Annotated in this window: 13 protein-coding genes; 10 read left to right on the top strand and 3 right to left on the bottom strand. The window is 64.1% G+C overall.

The features are described from left to right. The 6 genes from BRA49_RS05630 to BRA49_RS05605 all read left to right on the top strand — a co-directional run. Positions 1 to 846, top strand: an 846-nt coding sequence (locus BRA49_RS05630) for a phenylacetate--CoA ligase family protein (RefSeq protein ID WP_394339107.1), incomplete at its 5' end; no start/stop codon positions are given. Then, a complete protein-coding gene (locus BRA49_RS05625; protein ID WP_292384253.1) occupies positions 825 to 1,937 on the top strand; it encodes a CapA family protein in 1,113 nt (370 codons plus the stop codon). The genes BRA49_RS05630 and BRA49_RS05625, both read left to right, overlap by 22 nt. Before the next feature lie 182 nt (positions 1,938 to 2,119). After that, positions 2,120 to 3,001, top strand: a complete 882-nt coding sequence (locus BRA49_RS05620) for a thiamine pyrophosphate-dependent enzyme (protein WP_292384252.1) — start codon at positions 2,120 to 2,122, stop codon at positions 2,999 to 3,001. Then, positions 2,995 to 4,107 (top strand): transketolase C-terminal domain-containing protein, encoded by a 1,113-nt coding sequence (locus BRA49_RS05615; RefSeq protein ID WP_292384250.1) that lies wholly within the window; start codon positions 2,995 to 2,997, stop codon positions 4,105 to 4,107. The genes BRA49_RS05620 and BRA49_RS05615 overlap by 7 nt, the downstream gene beginning before the upstream one ends. Beyond that, positions 4,100 to 4,627 (top strand): 2-oxoacid:acceptor oxidoreductase family protein, encoded by a 528-nt coding sequence (locus BRA49_RS05610; RefSeq protein ID WP_292384248.1) that lies wholly within the window; start codon positions 4,100 to 4,102, stop codon positions 4,625 to 4,627. The genes BRA49_RS05615 and BRA49_RS05610 overlap by 8 nt, the downstream gene beginning before the upstream one ends. After that, positions 4,624 to 4,869 (top strand): 4Fe-4S binding protein, encoded by a 246-nt coding sequence (locus BRA49_RS05605; RefSeq protein WP_292384247.1) that lies wholly within the window; start codon positions 4,624 to 4,626, stop codon positions 4,867 to 4,869. Before BRA49_RS05610 ends, BRA49_RS05605 begins: the two co-directional genes overlap by 4 nt. Here the strand turns inward: BRA49_RS05605 and BRA49_RS05600 are convergent. Next, the gene (locus BRA49_RS05600; protein WP_292384245.1) at positions 4,844 to 5,239 is read right to left on the bottom strand and encodes a hypothetical protein; all 396 of its coding nucleotides are present in this window, start codon (positions 5,237 to 5,239) and stop codon (positions 4,844 to 4,846) included. The two genes, BRA49_RS05605 and BRA49_RS05600, sit on opposite strands and share 26 nt — an antisense overlap. 159 nt (positions 5,240 to 5,398) lie before the next feature. Between BRA49_RS05600 and BRA49_RS05595 the strand changes: the two genes are divergently transcribed. From BRA49_RS05595 to BRA49_RS05585, 3 genes are all read left to right on the top strand, one after another. After that, positions 5,399 to 5,701 (top strand): Hsp20/alpha crystallin family protein, encoded by a 303-nt coding sequence (locus tag BRA49_RS05595; protein ID WP_292384243.1) that lies wholly within the window; start codon positions 5,399 to 5,401, stop codon positions 5,699 to 5,701. A 199-nt stretch (positions 5,702 to 5,900) separates the two neighbouring features. After that, the gene (locus BRA49_RS05590) at positions 5,901 to 8,066 is read left to right on the top strand and encodes a thioredoxin domain-containing protein (RefSeq protein WP_292384241.1); all 2,166 of its coding nucleotides are present in this window, start codon (positions 5,901 to 5,903) and stop codon (positions 8,064 to 8,066) included. Between the two features lie 48 nt (positions 8,067 to 8,114). Continuing rightward, a complete protein-coding gene (locus BRA49_RS05585; protein ID WP_292384240.1) occupies positions 8,115 to 8,663 on the top strand; it encodes an OsmC family protein in 549 nt (182 codons plus the stop codon). 117 nt (positions 8,664 to 8,780) lie between these two features. Here BRA49_RS05585 and BRA49_RS05580 read toward each other — a convergent pair whose 3' ends face one another. After that, positions 8,781 to 10,178 (bottom strand): MBL fold metallo-hydrolase, encoded by a 1,398-nt coding sequence (locus tag BRA49_RS05580; protein WP_292384239.1) that lies wholly within the window; start codon positions 10,176 to 10,178, stop codon positions 8,781 to 8,783. A 100-nt stretch (positions 10,179 to 10,278) separates the two neighbouring features. Continuing rightward, positions 10,279 to 12,363, bottom strand: coding sequence for an acetate--CoA ligase family protein (locus BRA49_RS05575; protein WP_394339106.1), 2,085 nt, complete (start codon positions 12,361 to 12,363; stop codon positions 10,279 to 10,281). Between the two features lie 230 nt (positions 12,364 to 12,593). Between BRA49_RS05575 and BRA49_RS05570 the strand changes: the two genes are divergently transcribed. Next, positions 12,594 to 13,760, top strand: a complete 1,167-nt coding sequence (locus BRA49_RS05570) for an iron ABC transporter substrate-binding protein (protein WP_292384235.1) — start codon at positions 12,594 to 12,596, stop codon at positions 13,758 to 13,760. Positions 13,761 to 13,770 lie beyond the last annotated feature (10 nt).

Below are 13,770 nucleotides of genomic sequence, written 5' to 3'. Positions count from 1 at the left end.
CACATGACCGAGGAGACCATGCCAGCCTACATCGACCGGATCCGGCGGTTCAAACCCCGGTTCATCCAGGCGTACCCGTCGATCGCCGCGATCCTGGCCCGTTACATGGAAGAGCACGATATCGAGCCGTTCCCCACGGTAAAGGCGGTCCTCTGCGGGTCCGAGAACCTTTACCCCTGGCAGCGAGACCTCATCCGCGAGGCGTTCGGGTGCCGGGTCTTCTCCTGGTACGGGAACTCCGAGCAGACGGTGCTCGCCGGAGAGTGCGAGGAGAGCACCCGATACCATGTCTTCCCCGAGTACGGGATCGTGGAACTGATCGGGCGGGACGGCCGGCCCGTCGAGGGACCGGGCGAGACGGGCGAAGTGGTCACGACGAACCTCACGAACTTCGTCTGCCCGCTCATCCGCTACCGGACCATGGACGCCGCCGTCCTCGGGAACGCGCCGTGCTCCTGCGGCCGCGCCTACCCACTGCTCGAGAAGGTGGAGGGAAGGCTCCAGGAGTTCATCGTGACGAAGGACCGCCGGCTCATACCGATGACCGCGGTGAACATGCACTCCGGTGTCTTTGACAACGTCGCGCAGTTCCAGTTCTACCAGAAGCGAGAAGGGGAGGTCCTGCTGCGGATCGTAAAAAGACCCAGGTATACTGAAGAGGACACGGCGTGGATCCTTCGGGAACTCGGAGAGAAGTTTGAGGGCGACGTGGATGTGACCATCCGCTTCGTCGCGAAGATCCCCCGCACCCGGCTTGGGAAGTATCAGTTCCTGATACAGGATCTACCGCTGGACCGGTGGGGCATATCAGAGGATGAGAAAGAATGGAGAACGGAATCAGGTTGATAGCAGCCGGCGACATCTGGCTGCGGACAGAGGGCAACCGGGACCCGTTTGCGGAGGTCCGGCATCTCCTCGGAGATAAGGACATCCTCTTCGGGAACCTGGAGACGACTCTCTCGGAGACGGGGGAGCCGGCAGAGAAGCATCACGTCATCTCCATATCGCCCGATGCGGCCCGGTACCTCGTGGATGCCGGGTTTGACGTCCTGAGCGTTGCAAACAACCACTCCGGCGACCGCGGCGCCGAGGGGTTCAGGAACACCCTCGACTCCCTCGAGAGCCGGGGCATCCTCCCGCTCGGGGGCTCGGCGACGGAGAGCCGGCAGGAACCGGTCATCCTTGAGCGGAACGGCATCCGGGTCGGGTTTGCCGGCTACACGATCGGCAAACTCGTTCTCTCCCGCGAAGTCTCGATCAACCGGCTCGTCGAGGAGGAGATCATCGGGGATATCGCCTCGCTCGCGGGCCGGTGCGACCACATCGCCGTCTCGCTGCACTGGGGGGCGGAGATGGTATACTACCCGTCGCCCGACCAGGTCGACCTTGCGCACCGGCTCATCGACGCGGGGGCCACCCTGATCCTCGGCCACCACCCCCATACCATGCAGGCGATCGAGCGATACCACGGGGGGCTCATCGCCTACTCGCTCGGGATGCTCCAGTTCGAGCACCGCTGGCCTCACAACCTCTCGCGAGAGGCGATCGTCCTCGCGGTCGACCTCGAGAAGAACGGCGTCGTCGGGGAGTGCCGCGTGACCCCGCTCCTCGTCGACGACAATTTCATCCCCCACATCGCCACGGGATTCGAAGGCGAGAATATCAAGAATTTCCTCGCCGAGATCTCGCGGGAGGTCGCCGAGGGCGAGATCACCGAGAGGCGGTGGTTCGAGGAGGTCGCGCCGGTCTACATGAGGATGAACATTGAGAGTTACCGCTACCGGATACGCCACAACGGCCCTCTTACCATCCTCGAGATGATGGTCTGGTTCTTCACCCCGTTCTGCTTCAAGTGCTTCGCCGGCCTGGCCCGCAGGGCGCTTCGGCCGGACTCGGCGCCACAGAGGCGCATGCCCGGGAGCGGAACCGGGAACTGAGACGGGGTGCGGGGGGTCGGCGGACGTTCCGGGCCCCTGACCCACCTCATTTTTTGCGCATATCGCGTTTCGACATCGTGTCACCGCCCGTTCTGCCAGAATTCCTCTGGATGCAGGAAGTTGATACCGCAAAACTCTCATTACAAATGGTGACAGATTAGTGAGGAGAGGAGTGTAAACATTTGTCCGCGATTCCAAAGGAGGAGTATCTCTATAAGTGCACGTCCGCGTGTGCGGGATGCAGCTCTTCCCTCTGTCTGCGCTATGTGCTGAAAGCGGCCGGCCCCGATACCGTTCTGGTCGTGCCTGCCTGTTGCACCAGCGTTATCCAGGGGGCGTACCCCGGCACGGCGATGGGCGTGCCTGTCTATAACATAGCATTTGCCGCAGCCGCTGCCTGCGCCTCCGGCATGAGCAACGCTCTTTCCACCCGTGGGAAGAAGACCAATGTCATCGTCTACGCAGGCGACGGCGGAACGGTCGATATCGGGATCCAGTCGCTTTCCGGGGCTTTTGAGCGTGGGACCAACTTCCTGTACATCTGCTACGACAACGAGGCGTACGGCAACACCGGCATGCAGCGGTCGGGCGCGACACCGCTCGGCGCGCGCACCACCACGACGCCCGGCGGCAAGCCCACGGCGAAGAAGGACCTCGACCGGATCGTCGAGGCGCACAACCCGCCCTACATGGCGACCGCCTGCAGCGCCTACCCCCTCGACCTTTACAAGAAGGTGAAGAAGGCGCTCTCGATCGAGGGGCCCAAGTTCATCCACATCCTCGCGCCGTGCCCGCCGGGGTGGCGCTACCCCACGGAGAAGACGGTCGAGATAGGGAAACTGGCTGTGAAGACCGGGACCTGGATCCTCTACGAGCGCGAGTTCGGGAAACTCACGATCAACGGCCCGTCGAAGACCGCGATGAAGAAGCCCGCGCCGCTCGAGGACTACATCCGTGGCCAGGGCCGGTTCAAGAACGTGAACCCTGAGATCCTCGACCTGATGCGGCAGCAGGTGGAACAGAATATCCAGCGTCTTTCCCGCGAGGAGGCCGGCGTATGCTGACGATCGCGACCGGCAACAAGGCAGTCGCGGCCGCGGTGAAAGCCGCAAAGCCGGGCGTCGTCGCCGCATACCCGATCACCCCCCAGACCGAGATCGTGGAGCAGATCGCGGAGTACGTCACCGACGGCGACCTTGAGAGCCGGTATATCCCCGTGGAGAGCGAACACTCGGCGATGGCCGCCTGCATCGGGGCGAGCGCCGGGGGCGTGCGCACCTTCACGGCGACGAGTTCCCACGGCCTCCTCTACATGCACGAGATGGTCCACTGGGCGGCGGGCGCGCGTCTCCCGGTCGTGATGGCGAACGTCAACCGCGCCCTCGGCCCCGGCTGGAACACCTGGGCGGAGCACACCGATGCCTTCTCCCAGCGCGACACGGGCTGGCTGCAGGTCTTCGTGGCCACGGTCCAGGAGGCTTACGACACCACCCTGATGGCGTTTAAGATCGCCGAGGACGAGCGGGTCCTCCTCCCGGTGATGGTCAACCTGGACGGGTTCTCCTTGAGCCACATCACGCAGGCGCTGGAGACGGTCGATATCGGCGACTTCCTGCCTCCCTACCACCTCCCGCACGCCGTCGATACGGAGAACCCCTGCGTCTACGGCCCCATGACCTTCTCAAACGACTACTTCAAGTTCCGCTGGGATATCGAGCGCTCGATGCGCGACGCAAAGGGCGTCATCGCCGATGTGGAGCGCGAGTTCGCGGAGCGGTTCGGCCGCTCATACGGTCCCACGGAGGACTACCGGTGCGAGGATGCCGATGTCGTCGTCGTCGCAATGGGAACGCTCGGCAAAGAGGCCGAGGTGGCCGTCGATCTCCTCCGCGACGAGGGGATCAAGGCCGGGTCCATGCGCCTGCGCTGGTTCCGCCCCTTCCCGGACCTCGACCTTGCCGGCCGGGAGGTCGTCGTCATCGACCGCGACTACTCCTTCGGCTTTGGGGGCGTGGTGGCCCACGCGATCCGGTCGAAGACCGGCATCGAGCCCTACAGCGTGATCGCCGGGCTCGGCGGCCAGGAGGTCACCTACAACGATATCGCAGGGTTTGTCCGGGATCGGCGTCCCGGTGAAGAGATGTGGTTTGGGGTGAGCGAGCATGTATGAGATACGGATCCACTCCCGGGGCGGGCAGGGCGGCGTCACCGCCGCAAAGCTCCTCGCCCTCGCGGCGTTCAGGGACGGCAAATACGCAACCGCCTGTCCGTTTTACGGGGCGGAACGGCGTGGAGCGCCGGTCGTCTCGTTCGTCAGGATCGATGACGAACCGATCAAGATCTACAGCCAGATCCACGAGCCCGACCTCGTGATCGTCCTCGATGCGAGCATCATGGACGTGGTGGATGTCCTGCAGGGCTTGAAGAAGAATGGAACGGTCCTCTTAAACAGCGCCCACCCGATCTCCGGGTGCAACGGGATCTGCCGTCACGTCGACCTGACCGGGATCGCGCTCGCAACGAACCTGGTCGTTGCCGGAAGCCCGATCCTGAACACCCCGGTGATCGGGGCGCTCGCGAAGATGGGCGTCGTCAGCCTCCCTTCGGCGCGGGCGGCAATCCAGGAGATGTTCTCCGACGAGAGGAACGTGAAAGCCGCTGAGGCGGCGTACGAGGAGCTGAAGGTATGAGAGAGAGACTTGCGCTCAGCAGGCCAAGAGAGGCCTCTTCGGGAAAGACAGGGTCCTGGCGGACGTTCCGGCCCGTAGTCGACAAGGAGGCGTGCAACGCCTGCGGGCTCTGCGCCCAGTACTGCCCGGATGGAGTCATCGACGAGGAGCTCAACGTTGACCTTGACTACTGCAAGGGGTGCGGCATCTGCGCAAACGAGTGCCCAAAACAGGCCATCACGATGGTCCGCGAGGAGCGCTGACCTCGTCGGCTCCGTCGACAGGGCATTTCGCCATATATTCCAGGTTGAACCGGTAGAAGTGCGTGTAGCCGCAGTTGCGGCACCGGGTCGTGAAGTGGCCGGACCCGATCGCGAGGTCGTGGAGGCCGGTCACCCCGCAATGTTTGCACCGCCCGTCGGCCTCGATCTCCCAGAGGTCGTGCCGGCCGAGGGGCGTGCAGATGCCGAAAGCCCTGCTGTTCTCAAACCGGGGGATGAAGATCCGGGTCGCGCCACATGCAGAGCAGATCACCTGCGCCTGCGTGGAGACCGCTTTTATGACCTGGGGGGCGTCCTCGCCGCAGTGGTAGCAGCGGGTGCGGTGCCGGGTGAAGATGAACCGCTCGCTCATGCATGATACTTGACGCCCTCCTGATAAAACCTCCCTCTACCGTCCACGTGCTGCACAGCCCGGGATCCGCCGCCCGGAAGCGCGGGTGCGAGAAGGCCGAACAATGCTAAACGTTAAATAGCACACTCACTCCTCTGTTGCCGAATAGGAGGGTATGAGATGGCAGCGTTAAGAGTCGCACCCTATGTCTGTGCTTACTCGGATGAGAACGAAGAGAACCTTCACATCGAGATCGAACTCCCCGGCGTTGATAAGAAGGATATCACCTTCAAGATGCAGGAGACGAGCTTCTCGATCGACGCCTCCCGCGGCGACGTCCGCTACGTCGGGACCTATGCGATCGGTTGCCCCGTCGATCCCAACGCGGCGAAGGCAACGTTCCGAAACGGCCTCCTGGCCGTGGACGTCCCCTATGTCCAGCCGGTCGCTGAGGAGACGAAGGAGATCCCCATCGCGGAGTGAGCGGGGCCTGTGACCGAGATCTCTTCTTTTTTTGACCCCATACCAGCCCCATCTGAAGCCGCGCTACCGATCTCAATCGATGACGGGGCGAAGGGTGCGATTCGCGAATCCGCGAAGGGGGGTCCCGGCGGTCCCGCGCGGAGCGTCATTTCTACCGGGAAGAGTCACCTTTATTAGGCTGCATCCGCACGTCAGGAGTATGAACCCGGCACGCGGACACGACCCGGAAGCGCCAGAAGCCCCGGTGCGGGAGGAGTCGCCTCCCAACCGGCTGATCCACGAACAGAGCCCATACCTGCTCCAGCATGCCCATAATCCCGTCGACTGGTATCCCTGGGGTGAAGAGGCTTTTTCGCGGGCGCAGGAGGAGGGCAGACCGATCTTCCTCTCCATCGGCTACTCGGCCTGCCACTGGTGCCACGTCATGGAAGAGGAGTCGTTTCGCGACCCTCAGGTCGCAAAACTCTTAAACGACGTCTTTGTCTGCATCAAGGTGGACCGCGAGGAGCGGCCGGATATCGACCAGGTCTACATGGCGGCCGCCCACGCGCTGACGGGAACGGGGGGGTGGCCGCTCACCATCTTGATGACTTCCGACAAAAAACCGTTCTTTGCAGCGAGTTACATACCAAAAGAGAGCCGTTACGGGATGACCGGGCTCCTCGACCTCATCCCCCGGATCAGCAAGGTCTGGCAGAGCCAGCGTCAGGACCTCGAGAACGCCGGCGGTCAGGTGATGGAGGCGCTCCAGGGCGCGGCCCGCACCCCGCCGGGGGAGAGCGATCTTGACGAGGCCGTTCTCGATGAGGCCTACGAGACCCTCTTCCGGGTCTTCGACGGTGAGAACGGCGGGTTTGGGGACGCACCCAAATTCCCGACTCCGCACAACCTCATATTCCTGCTCCGTTACGGGAACCGGACCGGGAAGGAGCCGGCCTACACGATGGTCGAGAAGACGCTGCACGCCATGCGGCGGGGCGGGATCTTCGACCAGGTCGGCTACGGGTTCCACCGCTATTCGACGGACGCCGAGTGGTTCGTCCCGCACTTCGAGAAGATGCTCTACGACCAGGCGCTCCTGGTGATGGCATATACGGAGGCGTATCTTGCGACGGGAAGGGAGGAGTTTGCCCGGACCGCACGGGAGACGATCGCCTACGTCCTGCGGGACATGACCGATCCTGCCGGCGGGTTCTACTCGGCGGAAGATGCGGACAGCGAGGGCGAGGAGGGGAAGTTCTACCTCTGGACGAAAGACGAGATCGTCGGGGTCCTCGGGGAAGACGACGGCGAACGGTTCTCGCGGGTCTTTAACGTCACGGAGCCGGGGAACTACCGGGAGCAGCCGGGCGCGAGGCGGACGGGCAAGAACATCCTCCGCATGCGCCGGCCGCTGGCATCCTGGGCTCACGAGTTCTCGATGTCGGAGGAGGACCTCTCCTGGTTCGTGGAAGGCGCCCGGCAGAGGCTCTTTGCAGCCCGCGAGAAGCGGGTCCGCCCGGCAAAGGACGACAAGATCCTGACCGACTGGAACGCCCTGATGATCGCGGCTCTTGCCAAAGCCGCCCGGGCCTTCGACGACCCGGCGTACCTGGCGGCGGCGGAGAAGGCGACGGCATTCGTCCTCGAGAACCTCCGGCGGCCGGACGGGCGGCTCCTCCATCGCTACCGGAACGGCGAGGCCGGTCTTGCCGCGACCCTCGACGATTACGCCTTCATGCTCTGGGCTCTCATCGAGGTCTACGAGGCGTCGTTTGCCCCCCGCTATCTCAGGACCGCCACCGAACTCGCCCGGGACCTCGTCGCCCGCTACCGGGACTGCGAAGGCGGGGGGTTCTTCTTCACCCCCGACGACGGGGATGCTCCCGTCCGGCAGAAACCGGTCTACGACGGGGCGATCCCCTCCGGCAACAGCGTGGCCATGCAGGCCCTCTTTGCTCTCGCACGGATGACGGCGAACCTCGAACTCGAGGAGACGGCCGACCGGATGAAGTTCACCTTTGCCGGGACCGTCCGCAAAAGCCCTGCCGGCCACACCCACTTCCTCACCGGTCTTGAGTTCATGCTGGGGCCGAACTTTGAGGTGGTCGTCACCGGGATGCCGGGCGCTGAGGATACGACGGCGATGGTCCGTGCCATACGTTCACGGTATACGCCCGATTCCCTCGTCATCTTCCGCCCGTCCGGGGAGGAGAGACCGGAGATCGTGGAGGTCGCCGGATTCACCCGGGATATTGTGATGATCGAGGAGAAGGCGACGGCATACGTCTGCACCAACTACGCCTGCGACATCCCGACGACCGATATCGATGAGATGCTGCGGCTCATGAGGTCGCGGGAGAGGTCGCCGGAGCCGATCGTCTGACGGCGAGATCCTGTGAGAGGCTCTACGTTGTTGCGAAACGGGGTCGATATGAAAAGTGTGAATGCCCTTACGGGCGCAATGCGGAGGGATGCGGCGGCGGGCAGACGGACCCTCTCCGGCATCACGAGCTGGAACGGCGGTGCGCACTCGACCACGATCGTCCGGAACTTCGCCATCCCGGCCGACGAACCGGCCGTCGTCGGCGGGACGAACCGGGGGCCGAGCCCGACGGAACTGGTGCTCACGGGGCTTTCCGCCTGTATCGCGGTCGGTATCGCCTATAGCGCGGCCGAAGACGGGATCGAGGTCGACCTGATCGAGATCGACGTTGCGGGCGACCTCGACCTCGGGGGATTCCTTGAAGTGCGACGGGCCGAAGGGCCGGAGCTTGAGCATCGAAGGTGCGATTCGCGACAGGATATCTACCCGGGTCTTGAAGAGATCCGCCTGACCGTCCGGGTGGACGCCGACGCCCCGCGGGAGAAGATCGAGGAACTCGTGGACCACGCCTACCGGCGCTCGCCGGTCGCGGCAGCGCTCGGGGAGAGGGTGCCGATCAGGGTTTGTATCGAGTGGGAGGAGGCGAAGGCGAGATGAGGGAGCGGTCAGCCCTTATATCCACCCACCTCCTCTTACGTGCGGGAGCCTGCCCGGGGCCGGCTGACCCGACCCCGTTCTTTTCAGCACCGACAACCACGATCCGCCCGCATTGTTCTACATCGCCGGAGCGGCGTAAAGAGGCTCCTCCTTCACCAGCGGATAGTTCGCCGCCTCCCACCCGACGGTGCCCCCGAGCAGGTTGATGACGTTCGCAAAACCGTGCTTCTCGAGGATGCTTGCCGCAAGGCTCCCCTTATACCCGACATCGCAGTGGACGACGACCTGCTTATCCTCCGGGATCTCCGCGAGGTGCTCTTCGAGGTGCCCGACGTAGATGTGGTGGGATCCCCGGATGTAGCCGTCCTCCTCCCGGTGGTTGACGTTCCGCACATCGAGGACCCAGATTGAGGGGTCGTCCAGGTGCTCGGCAAGGTCCGCAGGGGACCAGATGCCGGCCCGCTCGATGCTCTCACCCTGCTTGAACCAGGCGGCAAACCCCCCGGCGAGGTAGCCGGATATATTGTCATAGCCGAGCCGGACGAAGTGGCGCACCACGGTGTCCAGGTCCAGGTTGAAGTCGTCTACCAGGACGATCGGATCCTCGTAGTTCAGGTAATAGCCCATGTAGAGGGAGAGGCCCTGCCGCCAGATGTTCAGGGTGCCCGGGATATGCCCGCCGGCGAAACTCGTCGGCGACCGGATATCGACGATCTGGGCCTTCCTGTCGAGGAGAGAGCGGATCTCCCGGGCGGAGCAGGGCCGCAGGTTTGGGAGGTTGTAGATCAGGGGCGGACCCTCCCGGTTGAGGTTCCGCATCATCACGAAGTACCGGGGTTCGTAGAGCCGTTCGTGCACCTTGCGCTCGACGAACTCTTCCTCTTCCACCGAGAGCAGCCGGTTCGTCGCTTTCTCGTAGCCGATCGTCGTATACTCCCGGTCGCTGATATTCCCGCCGCAGACAGACCCTGCGCCATGGGCGGGGCAGACGATCACCCCGTCGGGAAACGGGAGGAGTTTCTCGTGCAGGCTCGCATAGAGCATCTCCGACATCTCCCGCCGCTTATCCGCGCCGGCAAGATCGGTCCTGCCCACGTCCCCGGCAAAGAGGGCGTCGCCGGTAAAGACCATCAGCGGGTCGTCGGAGACCGACCGGTCGCGGAGGAGGAGGGATATGCTTTCTACGGTGTGGCCCGGGGTCTCCAGGACCTCGAACTCAAGCGGCCCGACCCGGAAGGCCTCTCCCTCCCGGACGCCGGTACCGAACCCGAACTCCTCCCGCGCCCCGTGCAGGATCTCCGCGCCGGTCGGCCGGGCGAGCTCGCGGGAACCGATGACGTAGTCCTCGTTCTTGTGCGTCTCGAAGATCTTCGTGATCTTCATATTCTCGCGCTCGGCGATCTTCGCGTAGATCAGGCAGTCGCGTCTCGGATCGATCACCACCGCCTCTCCGCCCGCCCCGATGATGTATGAATTGTGAGCAATAACATCGGACTTAATCTTCTCAAACAGCATCCGTATGCATCTCCTCGGCGGGGTTCCGCCATTCGTTCCGATCTGCCGGAACGTGGGAGAAACATAAAAGGTTTCCGGAAATACAGGAGGGGAACGGGCATTACCGCCCGCCGCCCGGACACTGTCCGTCACGGGGTGGGCGGGACTGCTCACCCGGCCGTGCGGTCCTGACCGAAAGGATGCTCCCTACCGCCTTGAACGCATCCTCAAGCTCCTCGAAGTTCGGGATCCGGCAGCCCCGGAGGATGTGCAGACCGCTCCGGATACTGTCGCCGCCGAGCATGCAGCCCACCACCATCTTCTCCGTGTTCCGGGAGAGCCGGACGATCTCGTTTGCAACGTGTGCCGGATCGACGAGCGTTGTCGGCACGGCGATCACGAAGACGATGTCCCAGAACTCCTGGTGCCGGATCAGCACGTTAAAGAGGGCGGCGAACCGCTCGGCGTCGGCGTCCCCGAGGATATCCATGGGGTTTGAGTGGTTCCAGAACGGGGGCAGGAACGCGTTGAGGTCGCGGAGCACATCCTCCGGGAGGTCGACCATATCGATCCCGTGCAACTCGGCGTAATCGGAGGCGAGGACGGCGAACCCGCCCGCACTGGTGACGGCGATCGCCCGCTTCCCCTGCGGGTAGCCCTCGGACGCCAGGAGCTCGGCCAGGTTGAAGGCATCCCGCAGGCTCCGGGCCGGGATCACTCCCGCCTGCTGAAACGCCGCGACGTAGATGTCGTAACTTCCGGCAAGCGAGCCGGTATGGGACGACGCCGCGGCCCTGCCCTTCCGCGACGACCCGGACTTCACCGCCACCACCGGTTTTCGCCCGGCGACCTCGCCGACGATCTGCATAAACCCGCGCCCGTCCTGGATCTCCTCGACGTAGAGGGTGACCGACCGGGTCTTCTCGTCCTGCTCGGCAAACCGGAGGTAATGCTCAAACCCGAGATCCGCCTGGTTGCCGACGCTGATGACGCTGGAGAACCCGAACTCCTCCGGAAGGCTCCAGTCGACGACGGTGGTGATGATCGCGCCGCTCTGGGAGATGAAAGCCACATCGCCCGCCCGCGGCGAGACCGGGTCGAACGTGGCGTTGATCCCCATATGAGGCATCATCACCCCGAGGCAGTTCGGGCCGATGATCCGGATCCCGTATTTCCTGGCGATCGCCACAACCTCCTCTTCGAGGGTCGCGCCGGGGCCGCCGATCTCGCGAAATCCGGCGGTGACGATGACGGCGAGCCGGACACCTTTCTCCCCGCACTCCTCCATCACCCCCGGGACGAGGCGGGCGGGGACGGCGATGACTGCCCAGTCGACCGGGCCCGGGATATCCACAACAGAGGGGTAGGCCTTCCGTCCGAAGACCTCGGCCCGGGCCGGGTTGACCGGGTAGAGGTCGCCGGGGAAGGAGAGCAGGTTCCGGAGGACGGAGTAGCCCACCTTCTTGGGGCTTGCGGAGGCACCGATCACGGCGATGGAGTTCGGGTAGAAGAGGTCCGGGGGCGCCCGGATGCTGAGGCGGGCGGCGGCGCCCCCGGTGGTATCCCCGACGATGATCCTCGCATCGACGACGCTGGCTCCTTCTTCGTAGAGGATGACCGGGTTCAAGTCGAACTCCCGGATCCGGGGGTCCTCGATGAAGATGCGTGCCATCGCCGCGATGATACGGACGAGCGCCCCCTCGTCCTTCGGCGGCTCCCCCCGGTACCCCCGGATGAGCCGGTAGCCCTCGATCTCGCGGATCATTGCCCGGATCTCGTCGTCACTCGCGGGAAGGACCCGGATCGAGACGTCCTCCAGGAGCTCCACCAGTTTCCCGCCGAGGCCGAACGTGATGACCTTCCCGAACGACGGGTCGGTCTTCCCGCCGATCAGGACCTCGAGCCCCTCCGGCATCTGCTTCTCGACGATGATGCCGGTGACCGTCGCCTCCGGAGCACGGGCAGTGCTGTTCTGCAGGATCGTGCGATAGGCTTCTTCGGCGTCATCCGGCCCCTCGATCCCGGTGACAACCCCGCCGACGTCGCTCTTGTGGACAATCTGCGGTGAGATGATCTTCATGACGACCGGGTAGCCAATCTCTCCCGCCGCAGTCCGTGCATCCCCGGCGCTGGTGGCGAGGTGATGGGGCGGCACGGGTATCCCGCATGCTTCCAGCAGGCGGTATCCTTCAGATTCGGTTAACATCCTCTCCGGCATGCGTATCCCTCAACCGTATCCCGCTCATGCGACCCGGACACGACCGGTCTCCCTGTCAGGGGAATTGGTCCGACCGCCCATAATAGTTATCCACCTTCCCGCGCCCGGGGGTCAAGGTCCATGCACCGGCCCTGGTAGTACAAATGGGAAATACATCATATATCGTAGGTCGTAATTCGATAACTATAATAAAGTGTGTTACGAGTACAGATATTTGTATGTTATCGCCCCGATACACCGGATTGCTCACGGCCGTGGTGCTTGCGGCCCTCGTTCTCGCCATGCTCGCCGCCGGGTGTACCGGCACCGATACCGATCCAGCCGTCGTCCAGGGCGGCACCGGCCAGACCGCCGCGGTCATCGACGGATTCGGCCGGGCGGTCACCGTCGCGTCGTCCCCGGAGAGCGTCGTCTGCTCGGGCTCAGGGTGCCTCCGCTACCTCGTCTATCTCCAGGGCCGGGACCTCGTCGTCGGCGTCGACGACCAGGAGAAGAAAGAGCAGGTGAGGGAGGGCCGTCCCTATGCCCTCGCCCACGGGTCACAGTTCAAGAACCTCCCCCTGATCGGCGAGTTCCGGGGCAAGGACGACCCCGAGAAGATCCTCGGCATAGGCCCGCAGGTCGTCTTCAAGACCAGCGTGGCCGGAGCAGCGCACGGGACCAGTATTGCCGAGGCCGACAAACTCCAGAGGAAGACCGGCATCCCGGTCGTAGCGCTCCCCTACGGCTCGCTCACGAACGACGCCGAGAAGGCCGAGGTGTACGGGACCCTCCGCACGATGGGGCAGGTTATCGGGAAGGAGGACCGGGCCGAAGAGGTGATCGCCTACATCGAGGCGACGGTGGCCGACCTCGAGCGCCGGACCGGCGATATCCCCGAGGCTGAGCAGAAGAGGGTCTACGTCGGCGGGGTCTCTTCATCAGGAGCCCACGGCATCGTCTCCACAGAACCGTCCTACCCGCCGTTCTCCTGGGTGCACGCGAAGAATGTCGCAGCAGGCCTCGGCACCGCCCACGCCGACGTCGCGAAAGAGGCGCTCGTCGACTGGGACCCCGAGTATATCTTCATAGATGCCGGCACGACCCAGCTGGACAACGGCGGGGCGATCGGCGAGCTGAAGACCGACCCCGCGCTCCAGGGGCTCTCTGCCGCGAAGGAGGGCCGGGTCTACGGCGTTCTTCCGTACAACTTCTATTACACGAACTACGAGACCGTGCTTGCCGACGCCTACTTCATCGGGAAGACCCTGTACCCGGACCGGTTCGCCGAGATCGACCCGGCGGAGAAGGCGGACGAGATCTACACGTTCTTTGTTGGAAAACCGGTCTTTGCCGAGCACAACAGCGAGTACCAGAACCTCGGCTTTGCGGAGATCCCGCTGTAAGCCCGGGTCC

Source organism: Methanoculleus sp. UBA430 (genome assembly GCF_002506585.1).
In the GTDB taxonomy this organism is placed as follows: Archaea; Halobacteriota; Methanomicrobia; order Methanomicrobiales; family Methanoculleaceae; genus Methanoculleus.
The sequence above is the reverse complement of the archived record's forward strand: the minus strand, read 5'-3'. Positions and strand labels throughout refer to the sequence as shown.